The sequence below is a fragment of the Streptomyces sp. NPDC047453 genome (assembly GCF_040643155.1).
GTDB lineage: Bacteria > Actinomycetota > Actinomycetes > Streptomycetales > Streptomycetaceae > Streptomyces.
In genome coordinates this window covers 59,487-82,873 of record NZ_JBEYTS010000008.1, presented here as the reverse complement: position 1 = coordinate 82,873, position 23,387 = coordinate 59,487, and the positions used below count along the sequence as shown (strand labels likewise).

The window sequence follows — 23,387 nt, the reverse complement described above, 5'->3', positions numbered from 1 at the left end:
GGCACAGCGGGGCGCATGGCTCAGACCGTAGACGGCGGCAGCGGCAACGGCAGCCCAGGCAGGCCGTCCAGGCTGGTGGCCACGTGCTCCTTCCGGGTGAAGTAGTCACTCAGCGAGGCATCGTCCTCGCGCGCGAAGCGCCTGCCATGCAGATCGCGGTCCGCCTCGTACGCCATGAAGGGCACCGCGTACCCGCAGGTGTCCCGCACCAGTTCGGCGTGCACGACGATGATGGCGCGCAGCCCGTGCGCGGCCGGGTCGATGCCGGGGAAACGGGTGAGGAGTTCGCCGAAGCGCGGGTCGTCGCGGAAGACGGGCTCGCCCCGGCCGTGGACGCGCACGATGCTCGGCGGCCCCTCGAAGGCGCACCACATCAGGGTGATCCGGCCGTTCTCACGCAGGTGGGCGATGGTCTCCGCGTTGGAACCGGCGAAGTCCAGGTAGGCCACGGTGTGCTCGTCGAACACCGTGAAGGAGCCCTTGAGGCCCTTGGGGGAGAGGTTGACCGTGCCGTCGCCGGAGAGCGGGGCGGTCGCGGTGAAGAAGAGGGGCTGCCGCTCGATGAACGTGCGCAGCCTGCCGTCGATGCGCTCATACGTCTTTCCCATGTCCAGCGATTATCCGGGGAAGTTCTTTCGGCTGTCTAAGGAATTACGGCCTCCGCCCGGCCCACCGTGGCCGCCCCGGCCGGCGCTTCCTCGGGGCGGCCACGGCTGCCTGTCACCCCACGGAGTGGGGGGCAGGCGGCCGGGGAGGCCGGCGCCCGGGGCCTGGCGGCCGGGGCGCCTTGTTCGGCGATACGCGGAAGCGGTTGCGCTCGTTCAAGGAATGACGGACGAGTTCTGAAAACACCTTGCGAATCCCCTGGTGCCACGACGCGCCCCGGACGAGATTGACGAACCATGCAGAGTTCTGCATACTCATGCATGTCAGCGAATGCAGTGTGAGGAGAATCCCGTGACCGAGCGCGTCGTACTCGCCTACTCGGGCGGTCTGGACACCTCCGTCGCCATCGGCTGGATCGCCGAGGAGACGGGCGCCGAGGTCATCGCCGTTGCGGTCGACGTCGGCCAGGGCGGCGAGGACCTGGACGTCATCCGCAAGCGCGCGCTCGCCTGCGGTGCCGTCGAGGCCGAGGTCGCCGACGCCAAGGACGAGTTCGCCGACGAGTACTGCCTCCCGGCGATCAAGGCCAACGCCCTCTACATGGACCGCTACCCGCTGGTCTCCGCGCTGTCGCGGCCGACGATCGTCAAGCACCTGGTCGCCGCCGCCCAGAAGCACGGCGCCGGCATCGTCGCCCACGGCTGCACCGGCAAGGGCAACGACCAGGTCCGCTTCGAGGCCGGCATCGTCGCCCTCGCCCCCGACCTGAAGTGCATCGCCCCGGTCCGCGACTACGCGATGACCCGGGACAAGGCCATCGCGTTCTGCGAGGAGAAGAACCTCCCGATCGCGACCACCAAGAAGTCCCCGTACTCCATCGACCAGAACGTCTTCGGCCGCGCCGTGGAGACCGGCTTCCTCGAGGACATCTGGAACGCGCCGATCGAGGACATCTACGAGTACACCCAGAACCCGGCCGTCGCCCGTGAGGCCGACGAGGTGATCATCACCTTCAAGGAGGGCGTCCCGGTCGCCATCGACGGCAAGCCCGTCTCCGTCCTCCAGGCCATCCAGCAGCTCAACGAGCGCGCCGGCGCCCAGGGCATCGGCCGGATCGACATGGTCGAGGACCGCCTCGTCGGCATCAAGTCCCGCGAGGTGTACGAGGCTCCCGGCGCGATCGCCCTGATCACCGCCCACCAGGAGCTGGAGAACGTCACCGTCGAGCGCGAACTCGCCCGCTACAAGCGGCAGGTCGAGCAGCGCTGGGGCGAACTGGTCTACGACGGCCAGTGGTTCTCCCCGCTCAAGCGCGCCCTGGACGGCTTCATCAACGAGGCCAACCAGCACGTCTCCGGCGACGTCCGCATGACCCTGCACGGCGGCCGCGCGGTTGTCACCGGCCGGCGCTCCCAGGAGTCGCTGTACGACTTCAACCTCGCCACCTACGACACCGGCGACACCTTCGACCAGTCCGCCGCCAAGGGCTTCATCGACATCTACAGCCTGTCGTCGAAGATCGCCGCACAGCGCGACCTGGCCTAGGTACCAACTGGCCTTTGACGGGTCCGACCCGGCGCGGACCTCGCGTCACGGCGCCGGGTCGCCTCGCACGCACTAGCCTGACAACCGCCTCCTCACTCACGGGTGGGGAGGCGGTCGCGCACATCGCCATCCCCGAGGAGCAACGCAAGTGAGCAGCAACAGCGGTGACGTACGGCTCTGGGGCGGCCGTTTCGCCGACGGTCCCGCCGAGGCCCTGGCGAAGCTGTCCGCGTCCGTCCACTTCGACTGGCGCCTCGCGCCCCACGACATCGCCGGCTCCCGCGCCCACGCGCGCGTGCTGCACAAGGCCGGGCTGCTCACGGACGACGAACTGCGGCGCATGCTGGCGGGCCTCGACCAGCTGGAGGCGGACGTCGCCGACGGCTCCTTCACCGGCACCATCGCCGACGAGGACGTGCACACCGCCCTGGAGCGCGGACTGCTGGAGCGCCTCGGCGCCGACCTCGGCGGCAAGCTGCGCGCCGGCCGGTCCCGCAACGACCAGGTCGCCACCCTCTTCCGCATGTACCTGCGCGACCACGCCCGGATCATCGGCGGTCTGATCGCCGACCTCCAGGACGCGCTCATCGGCCTGGCCGAGGCCCACCCGGACGTGGCCATGCCCGGCCGCACCCACCTCCAGCACGCCCAGCCGGTCCTGTTCGCCCACCACGTCCTCGCGCACGTCCAGTCCCTGTCGCGGGACGCCGAGCGGCTGCGCCAGTGGGACGAGCGGACGGCCGTGTCGCCGTACGGCTCCGGCGCCCTGGCCGGTTCCTCCCTCGGCCTGGACCCGGAGGCGGTGGCGCGGGACCTCGGCTTCGAGCGCGGCAGCGCCGGCAACTCCATCGACGGCACGGCCTCCCGGGACTTCGTCGCGGAGTTCGCCTTCGTCACCGCGATGATCGGTGTGAACCTCTCCCGGATCGCCGAGGAGGTCATCATCTGGAACACGAAGGAGTTCTCCTTCGTGACCCTGCACGACGCCTTCTCCACCGGCTCGTCGATCATGCCGCAGAAGAAGAACCCGGACATCGCAGAGCTGGCGCGCGGCAAGTCCGGCCGGCTGATCGGCAACCTGACCGGGCTGCTCGCCACCCTCAAGGCCCTGCCGCTGGCGTACAACCGCGACCTCCAGGAGGACAAGGAGCCCGTCTTCGACTCCTGCGACCAGCTGGAGGTCCTGCTGCCGGCCTTCACCGGCATGATGGCCACCCTCACCGTGCACCGCGAGCGCATGGAGGAGCTGGCCCCGGCCGGGTTCTCGCTGGCCACCGACATCGCCGAGTGGCTGGTCAAGCAGGGCGTGCCGTTCCGGGTGGCGCACGAGGTCGCCGGCGAGTGCGTGAAGGCCGCCGAGGCCGAGGGCAAGGAGCTCGACGAGCTGACCGACGACCAGTTCGCCAAGATCTCCGCCCATCTGACGCCCGAGGTGCGCACCGTCCTCAACGTCCCCGGCGCCCTCGCCTCCCGCAGCGGCCGCGGCGGCACCGCCCCGAGCGCGGTCGCCGTCCAGCTCGCCGAGGTCAAGGCGGACGTGGCGGCGCAGCACCAGTGGGCGGACGCCCGGAAGTAGTTCGCCCGCCTTCGGGGTCTCGCGGGTTACGTTGGTCCACAGCCGTAAGGAAGCGACCGAACGGAGCCCGCGATGCCCTTCGCCCGACTGGCCTCGGCCACGACCCCCACGTGCCACATCGGTCTGGGGCTGGCCGCCGTCGGGCGTCCGGGGTACATCAACCTCGGCCGCGACAAGGACCTCCCGGCCGACCGTACCGTGGACGCCCTGCGCGAGCGCACCCACGAACTCCTGGACGCCGCCTACGCGCAGGGCGTCCGCTACGTGGACGCCGCCCGCTCCTACGGCCGCGCCGAGGAGTTCCTCGCCGACTGGCTCAGGGCACGCCCCGACGCCGCCGACGTCGTCGTCGGCAGCAAGTGGGGCTACACCTACACCGCGAACTGGACCACCGACGCCGACCGGCACGAGGTCAAGGACCACAGCCTCGCCACCTACGAGCGGCAGCGCGCCGAGACCGCCGAACTGCTCGGTGACCGGCTCGACCTGTACCAGATCCACTCGCTGACCCCGGACAGCCCGGCGCTCACCGACAAGGAGCTGCACGCCAGGCTCGCCGAGGCCGCCGCCGGCGGTCTCACGATCGGCTTCTCCACCAGCGGGCCCGCACAGGCCGACACCGTCCGGGCCGCGCTCGGCGTGACGGTCGACGGCGCTCCCCTCTTCCGTACCGTCCAGTCGACCTACAACGTCCTGGAGACCTCCGCCGGTCCCGCCCTCGCCGAGGCGCACGACGCCGGACTGACGGTGATCGTCAAGGAGGGCATGGCCAACGGGCGGCTCGCCGAGCCGTACGCCCCCGAGGCGCTCAAGGCGGTCGCCCGGGAGACGGGCCTGGGCTGCGACGCGGTCGCCCTCGCCCTGATCCTGCGCAGGCCGTGGGCCGGTCTGGTCCTTTCCGGCGCCGCCACCCCCGGCCAGCTCGCCTCCAACCTGCACGCCCCGGCCGTCGACCTCGACGAGGACCAGCTCGCCCGCCTCGACGCGCTGGCCGAGGAACCCCGGGCCTACTGGGAGCGGCGCGGGCAGCTGCCCTGGCACTGAGCGCCCACGGCACCCTCCTCCAGCATGCCAGTGAGACCAGTGAGACACGTACACCTAATGTGAGACACTAATGTCTCACATGGGCTATCGTTGTCTCATGGCTGTCGATCGTGACCACGTGCTGCGCAGCGCAGCCACCCTGCTCACCCACAAGTCCACCGCCACCATGGACGACGTCGCCAAGGCGGCCGGGATCAGCCGGGCCACGCTGCACCGCCACTTCGCCGGACGCGACTCGCTCGTCAGGGCGCTGGAGGCGCTCGGCATCGCCGAGTGCGAGGCCGCCCTCGACGCGGCCCGTCTGGGGGAGGGGCCGGCCGGCGACGCCGTACGGCGCCTGGTCCGCGAGATCGAACCGGCGGCCGGGCTGCTCTCCTTCCTCTACACGGAGAACCAGCTGTTCGAGGGCGAGGCGCAGAACGAGGGCTGGAACCGGCTCGACGAGCGCATCTCCGAGGTCTTCCGGCGCGGCCAGCTCAGCGGCGAGTTCCGTATCGACCTCACCCCCGCCTGGCTCACCGAGGCCCTCTTCGGCCTCATCGCCTCCGGCGCCTACGTCGTGCTGAGCGGCAAGGTCGCCCCCAAGGACTTCCACCACATGATCGCCGAGCTGCTGCTCGGTGGCGCACTGCGCACGGACACTTCACGGAACGAGGAATCATGACCAGCACCCTGCAGCCGGCTCGCGTGGCGGAGGTGGAGCAGCGTCCGGGCCGCTGGCTCGCGCTCTCCGTCCTCGTGCTCGCCGTGCTGCTGGTGGCCGTCGACGCGACCGTCCTCGGTCTCGCGACCCCCTTCATCAGTGAGGACCTCAGGCCCTCGGGCACCCAGCTGCTATGGATCGGCGACGTCTACTCCTTCGTCATCGCCGGTCTGCTCGTCTCCATGGGCAGCCTCGGCGACCGCATCGGCCGCAAGCGCATCCTGCTCGGCGGGGCCACAGCGTTCGGCGCGGTCTCCGTGCTCAACGCCTACGCCGCCACACCGGAACTGATGATCCTGGCGCGGGCGCTGCTGGGTGTCGCGGGTGCCACCCTGATGCCCGCCACGCTCGCCCTGATCCGCAACCTGTTCCACGACCCGCGCGAGCGCAGCCTCGCCGTCGGCATCTGGGGCGCCACCGCCTCCGGTGGCACGGCCGTCGGCCCGATCGTGGGCGGCCTGCTGCTCGAGCACTTCTGGTGGGGCTCGGTCTTCCTCATCAACCTGCCCGTGATGGCGGTCCTCGTCCTGGTCGGCATCAAGACCCTGCCCGAGTCCCGCAACCCCGACCCGGGCCCGTGGGACCTTGCGAGCGTCGTGCTGTCGCTGGTCGGCGTGGTCGGCGTCGTCTACGCGGTCAAGGAGGCCGCGGCACGAGGGTTCACCTGGCCGGTCCTGGCCACGGGTCTGCTGGGCGCGGCCGCACTGTACGGCTTCGTCCGCCGCCAGCTCACGCTGCCGAAGCCGCTGCTGGACATACGGCTCTTCCGCAACCGGGGCTTCTCCGGCGCCGTCCTCGCCGATCTGCTGACCGTGCTCGGCATGTCCGGTCTGGTGTTCTTCCTGTCCCAGTACCTGCAACTCGTCCAGGGCAGGCGGCCGTTCGAGGCGGGGCTGTTCGAACTGCCCGCCGCCGTGGGCGCGGTGGCGGCCGGACTGCTCGCCGGGCGGGCGGCCCGGCGCTTCTCGGTGCGGACCGTGGTCTCCGGCTCACTGGCCGCCATCGGCCTGGGGCTGGCCGCGCTGACGACGCTCAGCGGGACCACCGGCTACCCGCTGCTGGGTACGTCCCTGCTGGTGGTCGGCGTCGGTGCCGGCTTCTCCTTCACGGTGACCGCCGACGTGATCCTCTCCAGCGTGCCCAAGGAGCAGGCGGGCGCCGCCTCGGCGGTCTCCGAGACGGCGTACGAACTGGGCGCGGCCCTCGGCATCGCCCTGCTGGGCTCCATCGTGACCGGTGTCTACAGGGGCTTCACCGGCCCGGCGGGCACACCGTCCGCCGCCCACGAGTCGCTGGGCGGCGCGGTCGAGGTGGCGGCGAGCCTGCCCGCGCAGACCTCCGAGGCCCTGCTGCACGCGGCCAGGGAGTCCTTCGTCCACGGCCTGCACCTGGCGTCGGGAGCGGGAGCGGCGGTACTGCTGGCAACGGCGCCGGCGGCGTGGCTCCTGCTGAAGGGCCAGAAGCTCTGACCCCTGGGCGGGATACGACGGGGGCGGGGGCCGTGTCGGGACACGGCTGCGTGGCGCGGTCGCGACCGGCCACGGTGGACCCGCGGCCGTCGTGCCCTGCCCGACCGCCGGAGGCCTACGCCGCCTTCGCCTTGGTCGCGTAGATGTCGACGTACTCCTGCCCGGACAGCCGCATGACCTCCGCCATCACCGAGTCGGTCACGGCCCGCAGGACGTACCGGTCCCGGTCCATGCCCTCGTACCGGGAGAACTCCATCGGCTCGCCGAAGCGGACCGTGACGCGGCCCGGCCGGGGCAGACCCGAGCCGCCCGGCTGGAGCTTGTCGGTGCCGATCATGGCGAACGGGACCACGGGCGCCCCGGTCATCAGGGTGAGCCGGGCGATGCCGGTGCGGCCGCGGTAGAGGCGGCCGTCGGGGGAGCGGGTGCCCTCCGGGTAGATGCCGAACATCCTGCCCTCCTCCAGCACGCGGCGGCCGGTCATCAGCGCGGCCACACCGCCCCGGCCGCCGTCACGGTCGACCGGGATCATGCCGACGCCGGTGAAGAACCAGGCCATCAGCCGGCCCTTGAAGCCCTTCCCGGTGACGTACTCGTCCTTGCCGATGAAGAAGACCTGACGGTCGCAGACCAGCGGCAGGATCATCGAGTCGATGAAGGTCAGGTGATTGCCGGCCAGGATCACCGGGCCGTCGCCCGGAATCCGCTCCGCGCCCTCCACCCGTGGGCGGAACATCAGGCGCATGATCGGGCCGAGCACTGCCTTGATGAGCGCGAAGCGGGACAACGGGCCCTCCGGTGTCTGGAGATGTCGAGGGATTGTTCATGAGTCTGTGCAGGTGAGGACGATACTCGCGGCCCGGGGCCGAATGCACATCGGGCTCACCGCCTCTTACACACTGTTGACATACGTTTACCTGCGACGGAGGTACGTTTCACCCCGGTGACCCGAACGGACCGATGTGATGGAGGTCGCTCGCCGTCCGGGGGAGAACGGGATGTCCATCGGGGTCGCCTTCGTCGTGCTGCTCATGGTGCCGGCCGGGGCCGTGGCGGTTCTGGTCCGCAGGGACCGGCGCCGATCCGCGGGCCACGACACGCCGCGGCCGGAGGCGGCGGCGCCCGGACCGCGCGCCGCGCGCGGCGGCGCCCGCGCCGTCCACCACTTCGCCCCGTTCGGCGGATCGGCCGCGCCACGGGGCCGCGACGACCGCCACTGAGTGCGTCTTCCCGGGCCGGGCCGGGACATGCCGATGGGACGTCACCCGTTCGGCGGGCGGCGCCCCTTGTGTCCCGTACGGCCTCCGGCGACACCCGGCGTCACGCCGGTGTTCGCCGCGCGGTCTCCCGTCCGTCATCGGCGCCCACCTACGATCGGCGCGCACGGACGACACGAGACCAGGAGGCGGTCATGGGTACGCGGGAGTCGGACGAGCGGGGACGCGGGACCGGACGCAGGGCCGTCCTCGGGGCCGCGGTGCTGGGCGCGGGCGGAGCGGTCCTCGGACTGCCCGGCGTGGCCGGAGCCGCCCAGGGCGGAGCCGGCGACCGGAAGGGCGGCGGACTGAAGAACCTGCCCGTGCCGACGATCGTCGGCCACCGGGGAGCCAGCGGCTACCGGCCCGAGCACACCTTCGGCTCCTACGACCTGGCCCTCGACCTCGGCGCCCATGTCGTCGAGGCCGGTGACCTGGTGCCGACGAAGGACGGTCACCTCGTGTGCCGGCACGAGCCGGAGATCGGCGGCACCACGGACGTCGCCGACCACCCCGAGTTCGCCGCCCGCAGGACCACCAAGACCCTGGACGGGGTGGCCACCACCGGCTGGTTCACCGAGGACTTCACCCTCGCCGAGCTGAAGACGCTGCGCGCGATCGAACGTATCCCGGCCAACCGCCCCCACAGCACCCTCTACAACGGCCGCTGGGAGATTCCCACCTTCGAAGAGGTCCTGAAGTGGCAGGACGAGCAGACCCGCAAGCGCGGCCGGCAGGTGTGGATCTACCCCGAGACCAAGCACCCGACGTACTTCCGCGCGCTGGGCCTCGGCCTGGAGGAGCGGGTCGCCGCGCTGCTGCGCAAGTACGGCAAGGACAAGAAGGACTCCCCGGTGATCCTCCAGTCCTTCGAGCCGAGCAGCATCCAGCGGCTGGACCGGCTCGTCGGCAATCCGCTCGTGGTGCTGCTGTCGGGCGCCCGCAGCCGCCCCTGGGACTTCGTCGAGGCGGGCGATCCGCGCACGGTCGCCGACCTGATCACGCCCAAGGGCCTGAAGGAGATCGCCTCCTACGCGCAGGGCATCGGCCCGACCGTCGACCTGGTCATCCCCAAGGACGCCGACGGCAACCTCACCCAGCCGAGCACACTCGTCCGGGACGCGCACGCCGCGGGTCTGATCCTGCACCCCTACACCGCCCGCAACGAGAACCCGTTCCTGCCGCCCAAGTTCCGCAAGGGCACCGCCGCCGACGCCTACGGTGACGTCTTCGGCGTGTTCCAGGCCTACTTCGCCACCGGCATCGACGGCATCTTCACCGACAACGCCGACACCGGACTGCTCGCCCGCGAGGACTTCCTGAGCGGCCGGCCCGTCAACCGCTGAACCCCGCGGCCCCGTTCGGGGCCGACCACGGCCGTCCCGGCAGCCCGCGCCGGGACGGCCGTGGTCGTGTCGCCCGGGCATCGCGTCGCCGCGGGACCCCACCCACTGCGCGAGGGCGGGTGAGTTGGGTATCTCACAGGGCAGCACAGGCCCGGAACATGCCAGTTGTCCGAGATGCCCGCAACGATTGTCCGCACCGGAGGTTGCGGCACGTGAAGCGCGGGGATAGGAGTGGGGGACGACCGGTGATCAAGTGAGCGGGAGGCGTGCGCACATGGGCATGAGCGTGACCATCTCTGCGGCGGCCGAACAGGACGCGGAGCAGATCTTCAGGTTGCAGTACCTGTGCTTCCAGAGCGAGGCCGCGCTGTACGGCAACTACCGCATCGACCCGCTCGTCGAGAGTCTCGACTCGATCCGCCACGAGCTCGCCGCCGACTGCGTCTTCGTGGCGCGGCTCGGCGACGAGGTGGTCGGCTCGGTGCGCGGCCGGGTGACCGAGGACGGCGCGGCCCTCATCAGCAAGCTCTGCGTCCACCCGCGCCTCCAGGGGCACGGCATCGGCGCCCGGCTGCTGCGCGCGGCCGAGGACGCTCTGGCCGCGGAGCGTGGCGCCACCAGGTTCCGGCTGCACACGGGGCACCGCAGCGAGGGCAACCTGCGCCTGTACCGGCGCGTGGGCTACCAGGTGGTCGGCACCTCCCAGGGCGCCGACGGCGTACCGATGATCATCCTGGAGAAGCCCGAGGGCAGCTACGCGGCGACCGCGTAGCGCGGCTGCGGACCTGCTCAGGCCGCTTGCGGCTGCTGCTTCCGCGCCTTGCGCAGCCAGTAAAGGGCCGACAGCGGAAGCAGCACCGGGATGAAGACGTAACCCCGGCCGTAGCCTGACCACACGGTCGCGTCCGGGAACGCGGACTTGTCGAGAAGTGTCCACGTGCCGACCGTCAGCACGCCCACCAACTCGGCGACGCAGCACGCCAGCGCGGCCCTGCGCGCCTTCTCCCCGCCGCGCACCAGCGAGTACGTGATGAAGCCGTACACGACTCCGGCGACCGCGGACAGCGAGTAGGCGAGCGGCGCCCGGTCGAACTCGGTGGCGATCTGGTAGGCCGAGCGCGACACCGCGCCGACGACCATCACGCCGTACAGCCAGACCAGCAGCGTGCCCGGACCGCTGACGAGCCGTGCCCCGGCCGGCTTCTCCTTCACGGCGCTCATCTCACCTTCCCCAGATGTCATAGAGCCGCACCTCCAGGACGGCGAGGACCACTCCGCCCGCCGCGGCCGTCACCGAACCCCAGCGCGTCCGCTCGGTCAGCGACATGAGCCCGGCCGCCGGGACGCACGCGAAGGCTCCCAGCAGATACGCGACGAAGATCGTCGTCCCCTGCGCCGGCTTCTCGCCCCGCGCCAGCGCCACGACCCCGACCACCAGTTGGACCAGGGCGAGCAGCGACACCACCGCCATCCCGATGAAGTGCCAGTCCTTGGTCGGCTGGTCACGGTAGGCCGCCCAGCCGCACCAGGCGGCGAGCAGCAGCGCGGCGACGCCGGTCATCAGCGTCAGGGCATCAAGCATGCTGCGACCTTATTACGGGGCGAACGCCCCGCCGCGCCCGGCCCGGCCCCGCGGACCCGGTGCCCGCCGGTGCGGCTCCCCCCGGTGCGGCGCCGTGGTGTTGGCCACAGTCCGGAGTCCCCCGCGCCCGCCCCCGGCCGTCCGGACGGACGCCCGCGGGCCTTGTCCACCCTGGTCACAGGCGCCAAACCCCCAGGTCCGCGCCGCATCGCCGTGGTGTCCACGTGTGTCCAGCATGTGGACTGCGATGGCCTCCCGTCCCCGTGGGTCTGGTTTACTGACCGCATGACCACGACGAGCGACCGCATCCCGGCGACCGAGGCGACTGTGCCGCCCGGTGCTCGTTGTATGTGTCCTGTACGTCGAATGTGCGCCTTCTAGAGGGCCCCTGCACCAGCTGAGCCTCGCGCCCCGAAGCGAGAGCCCGCTCATGTCCGCGCCCGCGTCCGGTCCGTCCGGGCGCCCGTGGCCGAGCCACGCCCCCGCGCACACGTTTCTCCCGGTTTGAGCACCACTGCGAGAGTCGTGCCGCGTTCTGGCGCTCCCCGACCATGAATGCCGTGCCCGGCGCCCACGACGCGCCGCGCACTCGACAGTGACGGAAACCCACGTGATCACCACATCGGGCCTCACCAAGGTCTACAGTTCGCGCGGTCGCGAGATCACCGCGCTCGACGGCGTCGACCTGCACGTCCGCGAAGGCGAGGTGTACGGCGTCATCGGCCAGTCCGGCGCCGGCAAGTCCTCGCTCATCCGCTGCGTCAACCTGCTGGAGCGGCCCACCTCCGGCACGGTCACCATCGCCGGACAGGACCTCACCGCCCTGGCCGGCCGCGGCCACCGGGCCGGCAAGGACCTGCGGCGGGCCCGCAGCCGGATCGGCATGGTCTTCCAGCACTTCAACCTGCTGTCCACGCGCACCGTCCAGGACAATGTCGAGCTGCCGCTGGAGATCCTCGGCACATCCGGGAAGGAACGTTCCCGCAGGGCGCTCGAACTGCTCGACCTCGTCGGTCTCGCCGACAAGGCCCGGGCCTACCCCGCTCAGCTCTCCGGCGGCCAGAAGCAGCGCGTCGGCATCGCCCGCGCCCTCGCAGGCGACCCCAAGGTGCTGCTGTCCGACGAGGCCACCAGCGCCCTCGACCCGGAGACCACCCGCTCCGTCCTCCAACTGCTGCGCGACCTGAACCGGCAGCTCGGCCTGACCGTCCTGCTCATCACGCACGAGATGGACGTCGTGAAGTCCGTCTGCGACTCGGCGGCGCTCATGGAGAACGGCCGCATCGTCGAGTCCGGCACGGTGAGCGAACTCCTCGCCACCCCGGGCTCCGAACTGGCCGCCGCGCTCTTCCCGGTCGGCGGGGAGGCATCCGCCGACGACCGGACCGTCATCGACGTCACCTTCCACGGCGAGAGCGCCACCCAGCCCGTCATCTCGCAGCTGTCCCGCACCTACAACATCGACATCTCGATCCTCGGCGCGGCCATCGACACCATCGGCGGCCTCCAGGTCGGCCGGATGCGCATCGAACTGCCCGGCCGCTACGAGGACAACGTGGTGCCCATCGGCTTCCTGCGCGAGCAGGGCCTGCAGATCGACGTCGTCGACCACGCCCTGGCCCCGCGGCCGGAACTGGTGAAGGAAGGTTCCAAGTGACCTGGTACGAAATGCAGCCCCTGCTGTCCCAGGCCAGTTGGGACACCCTCTACATGGTCGGCTGGTCCACGCTCATCGCCGTCGTCGGCGGACTGCCCCTCGGCGTCCTGCTGGTCCTCACCGACCGGGGCGGGCTGCTCCAGAACGTCGTCGCCAACAAGGTGATCGGGCAGGTCGTGAACATCACCCGCTCGATGCCGTTCATCATCCTGATGGTGGCCCTGATGAGCTTCACCCGCTTCGTCACCGGCACGACGATCGGCCGCGAGGCCGCCATCGTGCCGCTGGCCATCGGCGCCATCCCATTCTTCGCCCGGCTCGTCGAGACGTCCGTCCGCGAAGTGGACGGCGGACTGGTCGAGGCCGTCCAGGCGATGGGCGGCAACACCTGGACCATCGTCCGCAAGGTCCTCGTCCCCGAGTCCCTGCCCTCGCTGATCGCCGGTACCACCACCACGATCGTCGCCCTCATCGGCTACTCCGCGATGGCCGGCACCGTCGGCGCCGGCGGCCTCGGCGACATCGCCATCCGCTACGGCTACCAGCGCTTCGACACCCAGCTCATGTGGATCACCGTGGCCATCCTCGCCGTGGTCATCTCGGCCATCCAGTTCGCCGGCGATCTCGCGGCCCGGTCCCTGCACCGCCGCTCCGGCCGCTCCGGCCCCGCGCCGAAACTGCGGCTGCTGAAGGCCGGGGAACCCGCGGCCACCGGCGTCGGCAAGGCCGCCTGAAGACCTCCTCCCCAATCTCCCCGTACCCGGGGTCGCACCACCCAAGGAAAGGCACTTTTCGTGCGTAACACCACCAAGATCACCGCCGCCGTCCTCGCCGCCGGAGCCCTCACCCTCGGGCTCACCGCCTGCGGCTCGGAATCCGGCTCCGGCAAGGCCGACGCGAACGCCCCGCTGACGGTCGCCGCCACCCCCACCCCGCAGGGCGAGATCCTCGCCTACGTCAAGGACAACCTGGCGAAGAAGGCCGGCCTCAAGCTGGAGGTCAAGGAGTTCACCGACTACGTGACCCCGAACACGGCCGTCCAGCAGGGCCAGGTCGACGCCAACTACTTCCAGCACAAGCCGTACCTCGACGACTTCAACAAGAAGAACGGCACCGACATCGTGCCGGTCCCCGGCGGCACGGTGCACCTGGAGCCGCTCGGCGTGTACTCCAAGGGCGTCAAGAAGCTGGCCGACCTGAAGAAGGGCGCCACCGTCGCGCTGCCCAACGACACCACCAACGAGGCCCGCGCCCTGAAGCTGCTGGAGGCCAACGGCGTCATCAAGCTGAAGGCCGGCGCCGGATACGACGCGACCCCCAAGGACGTCACTTCCAACCCCAGGAACCTGCAGTTCAAGGAGCTGGAGGCGGCCCAGCTGCCGCGCTCCCTCGGTGACGTCGACGCCGCGGTGATCAACGGCAACTACGCACTGGAGGCCAAGCTCAGCCCGGCCAAGGACGCCATCGCCGCCGAAGCCGCGAAGGACAACCCGTACGCCAACTTCCTCGCCGTGAAGAAGGGCGACGAGAACGACCCGCGGGTCAAGAAGCTCGCCCAGCTCCTCACCTCGCCCGAGGTGAAGAAGTTCATCGAGGACAAGTACGACGGCGCGGTCGTCCCGGCGTTCTGATCCGCGCGACCGCCATCCGCACGACGCACGGGGTCCGCGCCCTCACAGGGTGGGGGTACCCCCACGCCGTTCAGGCAGTGGGGGAGGACCCCGTGGTGCGGTTCACTGCTTTCATGCTGCATGCTGGGCAGTTCAGCAGGCCCTGACGGTTCTTCCGAAGGTTACGGAGCGGCGCATGAACAGCACCTTCCCCAACATCTCCATCAGCACGGAGCGGTTGGTGCTGCGTCCCCTCGAGGAGGACGACGTACCCGCCCTGGCCGAGATGATGAACGACGAACAGGTCGCGGCCTGGACCGACGTCCCCCAGCCCTTCACCGAGGACGGGGCCCGCAGCTGGATCACCGGGTACGCCCCCGCCGAACGCACCGCCGGCCGCGGCCTGGACCTCGCGGTCACCGAGTTCCTCACCCAGCGGCTGGTCGGCATCGTCCAGCTGACCAAGGCCGACTGGCACGTGCGCTCCGCCGAGCTGTCGTACATCGTCGCACCTTGGGCGCGCGGCGAGGGATACGCCGCCGAGGCCGCGCTCGCCACCGCGCAATGGCTCTTCGGGGACCAGAAGTTCGAACGCATCGAGCTGCGCACGGCCGCCGACAACACCGCATCCCAGCAGGTCGCCCAGAAGATCGGCTGCATCAGCGAGGGCGTGCTGCGCAACGCCTGCATAGCGCACGTCCGCACCGAGGACGGCACCTGGACCGACATGCGCACCGACTTCATCGTGTGGAGCCTGCTGCCGGAGGACCTGGAGGGTGCGGGCGAGCAGCTGGCCGAGTCCGGCGGCTACACGTCCTTCCCGGAATGGAACTGAGGCGCCGGGACCCGCGGGCACACCCGCCCCGCCCCGCCGCGCACCCGACAGCTCCACCCGGTACGCTCGCGGGACACGCCCTCGGGCGTCCGTACCCCGACGACCTGCGCAATCCTGGAGACTGACGACGATGGCCGACCGGGTCACGGTGATCGGCTGGGACGGTTCGCCGCTGACCGACGCGGCGCGCGGCGCCCTGGGCGCCGCCACCCTCGTGGCAGGCGCGGCCCACCACCTGGCGCTGCCCGAGGTACCGCGCACCGCCGAACGCATCCGCCTCGGCAGTGTCGCCCTCGCCGCCCGCCGCATCGCCGGCCACCGCGGCACCGCGGTGGTGCTCGCCGACGGCGACCCGGGTTTCTTCGGGGTCGTACGGACCCTGCGAGCACCGGAGTTCGGCCTGGAGGTCGAGGTCGTCCCCGCCGTCTCGTCCGTGGCCGCCGCCTTCGCCCGCGCCGGAATGCCCTGGGACGACGCTCAAGTGGTCGTCGCACACAAGCGCACCCTGCGACGCGCGGTGAATGTGTGCCGCGCCCACGCCAAGGTCGCCGTGCTCACCGCCCCCGGCGCCGGACCCGCCGAACTCGGCCTGCTCCTGGACGGAGTGCACCGCACCTTCGTCATCTGCGAGGAACTCGGCACCGAACGCGAGCAGGTCAGCATCGTCACCTCCGACAAGGCCGCCGACCACACCTGGCGCGACCCCAACGTCGTCATCGTCATCGGCGGCCGGAGCGGCGGCGAGGGCGGCGGCTGGATCGCCGGGAACGACCCCGCCCACGGGCCGCGCGGCTGGACACAGCCCGCCGAGGTCTACGGCGGCGGGCTCGGCGAGGGGGAGACCGATCTGCTCCGGGCCGCCCAACTCGCTCGCCTCGGACCGCGCGTGGGCGACCTCGTGTGGGACATCGGCTGCGGCAGCGGCGCCTTCGCCACCGAGGCCGCGCGCGGCGGCGCCGCCGTCATCGCCGTCGACCGGGACGCGCGGGCCTGCGCCCGCACCGAGTCGGCCGCGCACCGCTTCGACGTCCGCATGCAGGTGGTGCACGGCACCGCCCCGCACATTCTGGAGAACCTGCCCGAACCGGACGTCGTCCGCGTCGGCGGCGGGGGAGTGGCCGTGGTCTCCGCGGTCGCCGACCGGCGTCCGCAGCGGATCGTCGCCCATGCCGCCACCCGGGACGCCGCCGAACTCGTCGGCCGCGACCTGACCGAGCACGGATACCAAGTCGAGTGCGCCCTGCTCCAGTCCGTCGCGCTCGACACGCGCGCCTGGACGGAGACCGAGCGCAGCGTCGTGTTCCTGCTCAGTGCCGTGCTGCCCGAGCGTGCCCCGTGATCGGGTTGTCGTACCGCGCGCGGTAGGCTGGCCGATCGTTGCACCGCACCGGGTGGTCCGGAAGTTCGTTCGTCAATGTCCGGAAAACCCACCCGATTCGGGGCGGGTGTGGTACGGCAGACCCGGAGAACACGCAACGTGGCGCAGTCCACAGCGGGCCGTCGCGGATCACGCTGTCGCGGCGGCCGGACGACCGCGAGAATGCCACTCAATGGCTTTGTCGCCTTTTCCGGGCGGGTTGTTCGTGCCGCACGGCGCGGACGCTCGTTCTTCACTGGGGGCGGTCGGTGCGCCGTTCCGGGTGAGCTGGTCGTAGGAGCACTAAACCGATGGGCGAGGGGTACGCATGACCGACACCGGCCAGGTCCCGGGCGAGGGACTGCCGGAGAGCGCAGGCATGGTGGAGCAGCCGGGCGTCCCCGCGCACGGTGCGTACGCCTACCTCTCCGAGTCTCCCGCCGAGGACGAAGACCTGCTCCTGCCGGGCTCCCACGGGGCGTGGGGCAACGAGGTGGCCCCGCCCGCCCCGGAGCCGGTCCTCGAGGCCGTCCACGAGCAGGACCCGCACGCGACGGCCGGCCGCGACACCGGCTCCGTCGACCTCGGCGCTGTGTGGCACCACGACCCGGCGGCCACGCCGCCGGCCGGGATCGCCGCGGCGGTGCCCCCGCGCCGGCCGCTGCACCTCGGTCCGCCGATCCCCGACGCCTCCGCGAGCCCGGTCCGCTCCCTGGCCGACCGCGGCCCCGCGGACGCGCCGGTCCGCCGGCCCGGACCGCCCACGACCGGCCCCCAGTACTTCGACGCCCCGCAGTTGCGCGAGACGGCCCCGCGGGGCGCCGCGCCCTGGGGCGCCCAGCCCACCGTGGCGGCCCCTCCGGTGCTCGCCGGGGCGGGAACCGCGGACACGGTCGTTCCGGTTCCGGTTCCGGAGCCGGTCGGCGTGGCCCAGGCCGTCGTCGCCCCCGACGCGGCCCTGTCCGGCGCCGCCCCGTACGTCCCTGACACGAGCCACCTGCAGACGGACGGCCGGGGCCAGGTCCCGACCGGTGGTCGGACGCCGGAGGCGGGGCCGCGGTCGGAGGGTGCCGGTGTTGCCGTGCCGGGGGCCGGGATCGAGCCCGGTGGTGCGGCTGAGGGTGCGTCAACCCGGCCCGAGGGCGCCGTGGCCGGGGTTGTCCCGGGTGCGGGTCAGGTGCCCGAGGCCGGTCCGGAGTTGGAGGACGCCGGTGTCGCGCCCGGTGCGCCGGTGCCGGGGGCCGGAGTTGAGCCCGGTGGTGCGGCCGGGGCCGAGTCCCGGTCCCAGGGCGCTGTCGCCGGCGTTGCCCCGGACACTGGTCAGGTTCCGGCGGTTGGCCAGGAGCCGGAGGCCGGGCCCCGGTCGGAGGGTGCCGCCGCCCCGGACGCCGGCCAGGTGCCGGATGGTGGGCAGGTGCCCGAGGCCGGCCCGCAGTCGGAGGGTGCCGGCGTCGTTCCCGGTGCCCCTGTGCCGGCGGCCGGCGCCGCGCCCGGAGGTCCGGCCGAGCCCGCGCACGCCCCGGACGCCGCGCAGGTGACGGATGGCGTGCAGGTGCCCCAGACCGGTGACGCTGCCGAAGGCGCGGCCGAGGTCGCGCAGGTGGGTGTCCCCGCCGCCGTGGCCGCCGCCGAGACGACGAGCGCAACCGGAACCGGCCCTGGGGGAGTGCAGGCCGTGCAGGTCGAGCCCGCGCCCGTCGCCGTCAACACCCCTGAGGCGGGCCAGAGTCCGGAAGGGGCCGCCCCGCAGACCGCCCAGGCCGAGGCCGCGCAGGTTCCGGCAGCCGCTCACGCCCCGGAGACCGGCGGCACCGCCGAGGCCACCGTCGCGGCAGCTGAGCCGGCCGAGGCCACGCAGCCGCAGGCTCAGGCCACCGACGCCGCCGAGGCCACGCCCGCCCCGGCGGTTCCAACCGACGCCACCGCGACGCCCATCCCCGCCGTGGAACAGCCGACTTCGCCGGAGGTGCCCACGGCCGTGGCGCCCGGCCCGCAGGACGCGGCCGATGCCGCCGTACCCGCCGCGGCTCGCATCGCGGACCTCGCCGTCCAGAATGCGGACGGATCCCAGGCCGCCGAAGCGGCCCCCGCGGCCCCCGAAACGGCCGGGCCCCAGCCCGTCCAGCCGGACGCGGCGACGCCGCCCGCGGACCGGACCCCCGGCGAGCACGCCCACGGCGCGCCCCTCCGCCCCGGCGTCCCCCTTCAGCCGCAGCCCGGCCAGACCCTCGGAGAGTTCGTGCCCGTCGAGGGCTCGGTGCCCACCACCCCGCACCTGGCCCCGACCCCGCCGCACCCCATCGTCGTCCCGGCGGACCAACTCACCCCCGAGGAACCCGCCGCCAGGGTCCCCGCACCCCGCGACGGCGAGGCCGCCGCCGCGTCGAGCGAGGAGCCCGCGCCCGAGGCCGTCCAGCACGCGGACGACCTGGACACCCACGGCGCCGACGCGGAAGAGGCCCGGGAGGAGAACGCGGCCGCGGAGGCAGAGGCACCGCGGGCCATTGGTCCGGCCGCCCCCGGTTACGACGACGCCGAGCGCGAGGCCGTGCTCAAGGTGATGCGCGAGCGCCGCGACATCCGCAACGGCTTCCGCGGCGACCCCATCCCGCACGAGGTGCTGCTGCGCGTCCTGGAGGCCGCTCACACGGCACCGTCCGTGGGCCACTCGCAGCCCTGGGACTTCGTCGTCATCCGCTCCGCCGAAACCAGGCAGGCGATGCACGAGCTGGCCATGCGCCAGCGTGAGGCGTACGCCAAGTCGCTGCCCAAGGGCCGGGCGAAGCAGTTCAAGGAACTGAAGGTCGAGGCCATCCTCGACACCCCGGTGAACATCGTCGTCACCGCCGACCCGACCCGCGGCGGCCGGCACACCCTGGGCCGCCACACCCAGCCGCAGATGGCGCCGTACTCCTCCGCGCTCGCGGTCGAGAACCTCTGGCTCGCGGCCCGCGCCGAGGGCCTCGGCGTCGGCTGGGTGAGCTTCTTCGACGAGCGCGAGATGGTCCGCGCCCTCGGCCTGCCCGAGCACCTGGAGATCGTCGCCTACCTGTGCGTGGGCTACGTCGACGAGTTCCCGGACGAGCCCGAGCTGATGCAGGCCGGCTGGTCCAAGCGCCGCCCGCTGTCCTGGGTCGTGCACGAGGAGACGTACGGCCGTCGCGCCCTGCCCGGCGAGGACCCGCACGACCTGCTCGCCGAGACCGTCGCGCAGATCCGCCCGCTGGACGCCAAGGCGCTCGGCGAGGCCTGGGAGCGGCAGAAGCGGATGACCAAGCCGGCCGGCGCGCTCGGCATGCTGGAGATCATCTCTGCGCAGTTGTGCGGCCTGTCCCGCCAGTGCCCGCCGCCGATCCCCGAGCCCGCGGCCGTCGCGGTCTTCGCCGGCGACCACGGGGTGCACGCCCAGGGCGTCACCCCCTGGCCGCAGGAGGTCACCGCCCAGATGGTGGCCAACTTCCTCGGCGGGGGAGCGGTCTGCAACGCCTTCGCCGCCCAGGTGGGTGCCGAGGTCTGCGTCGTCGACGTGGGCGTCGCCGCCGACCTCCCGGCCACGCCGGGCCTGCTGCCCCGCAAGGTCCGCGCGGGCACCTCCGACATGACCGCCGGTCCCGCGATGACCCGCGAGGAGGCCAAGCAGGCCATCGAGGTCGGCATCGAGACCGCCCGCGACCTGGTGGCGGCCGGGAACAAGGCGCTGCTCACCGGTGAGATGGGCATCGCCAACACCACGGCCTCCGCGGCCCTCATCTCCGTCTTCACCGGTGTCGAACCCGCCGAGGTCACCGGCCGGGGCACGGGCATCAACGACGAGACCCTGGCCCGCAAGACCGACGTGGTCCGGCGCGCCCTGGAACTGCACCAGCCGGACCCGGCCGACCCCATCGGCGTGCTCGCCGCGATCGGCGGCTTCGAGCACGCGGCCATCGTCGGCCTGCTGCTGGGCGGCGCCTCCCTGCGCACACCGGTCATCCTGGACGGCGTCAGCGCCGGCGCCGCCGCCCTGGTCGCCCGCGCCATCGCCCCCGAAGTGCTGGCGGCCTGCATCGCCGGCCACCGCAGCGCCGAACCGGGCCACGTCGCCGCCCTCAACAAGCTCGGCCTGCGCCCCCTGGTCGACCTCGACCTGCGCCTCGGCGAGGGCACGGGCGCGCTGCTCGCCCTGCCGCTGGTGCAGAGCACGGCCCGGGCGATGCACGAGGTGGCCACGTTCGACTCGGCGGGAGTGACGGAGAAGTAGCCGCGCGGAATCCACAATTCCCCGACTGTCGGCCGCGTTTGGGGACGGACCGGACCCTCGGTCCGTCCCCCACCTGCCGCGGCGATGCCCACGGCCGGGACCCGGCCACGCCGCCCAGCCACCGGACGCCCAGGCCGCCGCACCCCCCGACCGCGTAAAATCCGCACGTCAGGGCTATCGCACCGCCGCCGCAAGAGGAGCTCGCCTCATGGCCGAACACCCCGCCTACCCCGTAGGCATCCGCCTGACCGGCCGCCGTGTGGTCGTCCTCGGCGGCGGGCAGGTGGCTCAGCGCCGCCTCCCGGCGCTCGTCGCGGCGGGCGCGGACGTCGTCCTCGTGTCGCCCGAGGCCACCCCCTCCGTGGAGGCGATGGCGGACGCGGGCGAGATCACCTGGAAGCGGCGGCCCTACGAGGACGGCGACCTCGCCGACGCCTGGTACGCCCTGATCGCCACCAGCGACCACGACGCCAACACGCGCGCCTCGGCCGAGGCCGAGCGCCTGCGCGTGTGGTGCGTCCGCTCCGACGACGCCGACGCCGCGACCGCCTGGACCCCGGCCACCGGCCACAGCGAGGGCGTCACGGTCGCCGTGCTCACCACCAGCGCGCGCGGCCGCGACCCCCGGCACACCGCGGCCATCCGCGACGCGGTCGTGGAGGGCCTGCGCGACGGCACGCTGGTCGCCCCGCACCACCGCACCCGCACCCCCGGCGTCGCCCTGGTCGGCGGCGGCCCCGGCGACCCGGACCTGATCACGGTCCGCGGCCGCCGGCTGCTCGCCGAGGCCGACGTCGTCATAGCCGACCGGCTCGGCCCGCGCGATCTGCTCGCCGAACTCCCGCCGCACGTCGAGGTGATCGACGCCGCGAAGATTCCCTACGGCCGCTTCATGGCCCAGGAGGCGATCAACCACGCCCTCGTCGAGCACGCCAAGCAGGGCAAGTCGGTGGTCCGGCTCAAGGGCGGCGACCCGTACGTCTTCGGCCGGGGCATGGAGGAGGTCCAGGCACTCGCCGAAGCCGGGGTTCCCTGCACGGTCGTCCCCGGCATCTCCAGCTCCATCTCGGTCCCGGGCGCGGCCGGCATCCCGGTCACCCACCGCGGGGTCGCCCACGAGTTCACCGTGGTCAGCGGGCACGTGGCGCCCGACGACGAGCGTTCCCTGGTCGACTGGCCGTCCCTGGCCAGGCTCACCGGCACGCTCGTCGTCCTGATGGGCGTCGACAAGATCGGCAGGATCGCCGAGACGCTCGTGGCCCACGGCAAGTCCCCGGACACCCCGGTCGCCCTGGTCCAGGAGGGCACGACGGCCGCCCAGCGCCGGGTCGACGCGACCCTCGCGACGGTCGCCGAGACCGTACGGGCGCAGGACGTGAGGCCGCCGGCCGTCATCGTCATCGGCGAGGTCGTCGCGGTGGGCCCGCGCACCGAAGAGTGACCCCCGCCACCCGAGCCACCCGCACCATCACCAGGACAAGGCGGTATCACCCGTGGCCGAACTCATCACCGTCGAGGACCCCGACGACCCGCGCCTGCACGACTACACGGACCTGACCGACGTGGAGCTGCGCCGCAGGCGCGAACCCGCCGAGGGCCTGTTCATCGCCGAGGGCGAGAAGGTCATCCGCCGGGCCAGGGACGCCGGGTACGAGATGCGCTCGATGCTGCTGTCCGCGAAGTGGGTCGACGCGATGCGCGACGTCATCGACGAACTCACCGCACCTGTCCACGTGGTGAGCCCGGAAGTCGCCGAACGGGTCACCGGCTACCACGTCCACCGCGGCGCTCTCGCCTCCATGCAGCGCAAGCCGCTGCCCACCGCGGCCGAGGTGCTGCGGACGGCCCGCCGGGTCGCGGTCATGGAGTCCGTCAACGACCACACCAACATCGGCGCCATCTTCCGGTCCGCCGCCGCCCTCGGCATGGACGCGGTCCTGCTCTCCCCGGACTGCGCCGACCCGCTCTACCGCCGCAGCGTGAAGGTCTCCATGGGCGCGGTCTTCTCCGTGCCGTACGCCCGTCTCGGCATCTGGCCGGGGGGCCTGGAGGCGGTCCGTGAGGCCGGTTTCACGCTGCTCGCCCTCACCCCCGACGAGAAGGCCAAAACCCTGGACGAGGCCGCCCCGCACCGGATGGACCGGGTCGCGCTGATGCTCGGAGCCGAGGGCGCCGGCCTGTCCACCCGCGCCCTGGCGGCCGCCGACGAGTGGGTCCGCATCCCCATGTCACACGGCGTCGACTCCCTCAACGTGGGCGCCGCAGCCGCGGTCGCCTTCTACGCGGTGACGACGGGCCGCCCTCAGGAGTAGGCCCCGCCCAACAAGCCGTGAGACCGCCGGGCACCCGAGATCGTCCGCGGCGACTGCGGCCGGCCCCTACGGCCGCTGCGGTTGAGGTCGCCTTTCACGCGGAGACGGGTCGTCCTCAGCTGTAGGCCTTGCCCGATGAGCTTGACGAGCTGTGGGACTGCCGGTTGCTCGGGATCGTCCGTGGTGATTCCCGGCGGCCTCTACGGCGCTGCGATTGAGGTCGCCTTTCATGCGGCGACGGGTCGCCTT

At 72.3% G+C, this 23,387-nt stretch carries 20 protein-coding genes and 1 pseudogene; 17 read left to right on the top strand and 4 right to left on the bottom strand.

Annotation, left to right across the window (positions count from 1 at the left end; all coding sequences use genetic code 11):
- Nucleotides 1-20 precede the first annotated feature (20 nt).
- Nucleotides 21-608 (bottom strand): pyridoxamine 5'-phosphate oxidase family protein, encoded by a 588-nt coding sequence (locus ABZ818_RS10390; protein WP_361412793.1) that lies wholly within the window; start codon nt 606-608, stop codon nt 21-23.
- 349 nt (nt 609-957) lie between these two features.
- On the opposite strand from ABZ818_RS10390, the gene ABZ818_RS10385 reads away from it, so the two are divergent.
- The 5 genes from ABZ818_RS10385 to ABZ818_RS10365 all read left to right on the top strand — a co-directional run bounded on the left by ABZ818_RS10385 (nt 958) and on the right by ABZ818_RS10365 (nt 6,943).
- Nucleotides 958-2,151: an argininosuccinate synthase gene (locus ABZ818_RS10385; RefSeq protein ID WP_361412792.1), complete on the top strand. Its 1,194-nt coding sequence runs from the start codon at nt 958-960 to the stop codon at nt 2,149-2,151.
- A 148-nt stretch (nt 2,152-2,299) separates the two neighbouring features.
- On the top strand, nt 2,300-3,727 hold the full coding sequence (gene argH / locus ABZ818_RS10380) for an argininosuccinate lyase (protein WP_361412791.1): 1,428 nt from the start codon (nt 2,300-2,302) through the stop codon (nt 3,725-3,727).
- Nucleotides 3,728-3,799: 72 nt separating this feature from the next.
- Entirely contained in the window at nt 3,800-4,771 is a 972-nt protein-coding gene (locus ABZ818_RS10375; RefSeq protein ID WP_361412790.1) for an aldo/keto reductase, read from the top strand.
- A 97-nt stretch (nt 4,772-4,868) separates the two neighbouring features.
- Nucleotides 4,869-5,435 (top strand): TetR/AcrR family transcriptional regulator, encoded by a 567-nt coding sequence (locus ABZ818_RS10370; protein ID WP_361412789.1) that lies wholly within the window; start codon nt 4,869-4,871, stop codon nt 5,433-5,435.
- Nucleotides 5,432-6,943, top strand: a complete 1,512-nt coding sequence (locus ABZ818_RS10365; RefSeq protein WP_361412788.1) for an MFS transporter — start codon at nt 5,432-5,434, stop codon at nt 6,941-6,943. The genes ABZ818_RS10370 and ABZ818_RS10365 overlap by 4 nt, the downstream gene beginning before the upstream one ends.
- Nucleotides 6,944-7,058: 115 nt before the next feature.
- Here the strand turns inward: ABZ818_RS10365 and ABZ818_RS10360 are convergent, their stop codons facing one another.
- Nucleotides 7,059-7,730, bottom strand: a complete 672-nt coding sequence (locus tag ABZ818_RS10360) for a lysophospholipid acyltransferase family protein (protein WP_361412787.1) — start codon at nt 7,728-7,730, stop codon at nt 7,059-7,061.
- 211 nt (nt 7,731-7,941) lie between these two features.
- Between ABZ818_RS10360 and ABZ818_RS10355 the strand changes: the two genes are divergently transcribed.
- The 4 genes and pseudogenes from ABZ818_RS10355 (at nt 7,942) to ABZ818_RS10340 (ending at nt 10,317) form a co-directional block, all read left to right on the top strand.
- Nucleotides 7,942-8,163 carry a hypothetical protein gene (locus tag ABZ818_RS10355; RefSeq protein ID WP_361412786.1) on the top strand — a complete coding sequence of 74 codons (222 nt, stop codon included), beginning with the start codon at nt 7,942-7,944 and terminating at the stop codon, nt 8,161-8,163.
- 191 nt (nt 8,164-8,354) lie between these two features.
- Nucleotides 8,355-9,545, top strand: coding sequence for a glycerophosphodiester phosphodiesterase (locus ABZ818_RS10350; RefSeq protein WP_361412785.1), 1,191 nt, complete (start codon nt 8,355-8,357; stop codon nt 9,543-9,545).
- A 79-nt stretch (nt 9,546-9,624) separates the two neighbouring features.
- Nucleotides 9,625-9,774, top strand: a pseudogene (locus ABZ818_RS10345) (sigma-70 family RNA polymerase sigma factor); the annotation flags it as partial.
- A 45-nt stretch (nt 9,775-9,819) separates the two neighbouring features.
- A complete protein-coding gene (locus ABZ818_RS10340; protein WP_361412784.1) occupies nt 9,820-10,317 on the top strand; it encodes a GNAT family N-acetyltransferase in 498 nt (165 codons plus the stop codon).
- A gap of 17 nt (nt 10,318-10,334) precedes the next feature.
- Here ABZ818_RS10340 and ABZ818_RS10335 read toward each other — a convergent pair whose 3' ends face one another.
- Both ABZ818_RS10335 and ABZ818_RS10330 read right to left on the bottom strand, forming a co-directional pair.
- Nucleotides 10,335-10,766 (bottom strand): hypothetical protein, encoded by a 432-nt coding sequence (locus ABZ818_RS10335; protein ID WP_361412783.1) that lies wholly within the window; start codon nt 10,764-10,766, stop codon nt 10,335-10,337.
- Between the two features lies 1 nt (nt 10,767).
- Nucleotides 10,768-11,127 (bottom strand): hypothetical protein, encoded by a 360-nt coding sequence (locus tag ABZ818_RS10330; RefSeq protein WP_361412782.1) that lies wholly within the window; start codon nt 11,125-11,127, stop codon nt 10,768-10,770.
- Nucleotides 11,128-11,737: 610 nt separating this feature from the next.
- On the opposite strand from ABZ818_RS10330, the gene ABZ818_RS10325 reads away from it, so the two are divergent.
- The 8 genes from ABZ818_RS10325 to ABZ818_RS10290 all read left to right on the top strand — a co-directional run bounded on the left by ABZ818_RS10325 (nt 11,738) and on the right by ABZ818_RS10290 (nt 23,138).
- On the top strand, nt 11,738-12,784 hold the full coding sequence (locus tag ABZ818_RS10325) for an ATP-binding cassette domain-containing protein (RefSeq protein ID WP_361412781.1): 1,047 nt from the start codon (nt 11,738-11,740) through the stop codon (nt 12,782-12,784).
- Entirely contained in the window at nt 12,781-13,518 is a 738-nt protein-coding gene (locus ABZ818_RS10320; protein ID WP_361412780.1) for a methionine ABC transporter permease, read from the top strand. Before ABZ818_RS10325 ends, ABZ818_RS10320 begins: the two co-directional genes overlap by 4 nt.
- Nucleotides 13,519-13,578: 60 nt before the next feature.
- The gene (locus ABZ818_RS10315; RefSeq protein WP_361412779.1) at nt 13,579-14,415 is read left to right on the top strand and encodes a MetQ/NlpA family ABC transporter substrate-binding protein; all 837 of its coding nucleotides are present in this window, start codon (nt 13,579-13,581) and stop codon (nt 14,413-14,415) included.
- Between the two features lie 175 nt (nt 14,416-14,590).
- Nucleotides 14,591-15,229: a GNAT family N-acetyltransferase gene (locus ABZ818_RS10310; RefSeq protein WP_361412778.1), complete on the top strand. Its 639-nt coding sequence runs from the start codon at nt 14,591-14,593 to the stop codon at nt 15,227-15,229.
- A gap of 130 nt (nt 15,230-15,359) precedes the next feature.
- A complete protein-coding gene (gene cbiE, locus ABZ818_RS10305; RefSeq protein WP_361412777.1) occupies nt 15,360-16,568 on the top strand; it encodes a precorrin-6y C5,15-methyltransferase (decarboxylating) subunit CbiE in 1,209 nt (402 codons plus the stop codon).
- Between the two features lie 346 nt (nt 16,569-16,914).
- A complete protein-coding gene (gene cobT / locus ABZ818_RS10300) occupies nt 16,915-20,826 on the top strand; it encodes a nicotinate-nucleotide--dimethylbenzimidazole phosphoribosyltransferase (protein ID WP_361412776.1) in 3,912 nt (1,303 codons plus the stop codon).
- Nucleotides 20,827-21,034: 208 nt separating this feature from the next.
- Nucleotides 21,035-22,267, top strand: coding sequence for a uroporphyrinogen-III C-methyltransferase (gene cobA / locus ABZ818_RS10295; protein ID WP_361412775.1), 1,233 nt, complete (start codon nt 21,035-21,037; stop codon nt 22,265-22,267).
- Between the two features lie 52 nt (nt 22,268-22,319).
- Nucleotides 22,320-23,138 carry an RNA methyltransferase gene (locus ABZ818_RS10290; protein ID WP_361412774.1) on the top strand — a complete coding sequence of 273 codons (819 nt, stop codon included), beginning with the start codon at nt 22,320-22,322 and terminating at the stop codon, nt 23,136-23,138.
- The last annotated feature ends 249 nt before the right edge of the window (nt 23,139-23,387 follow it).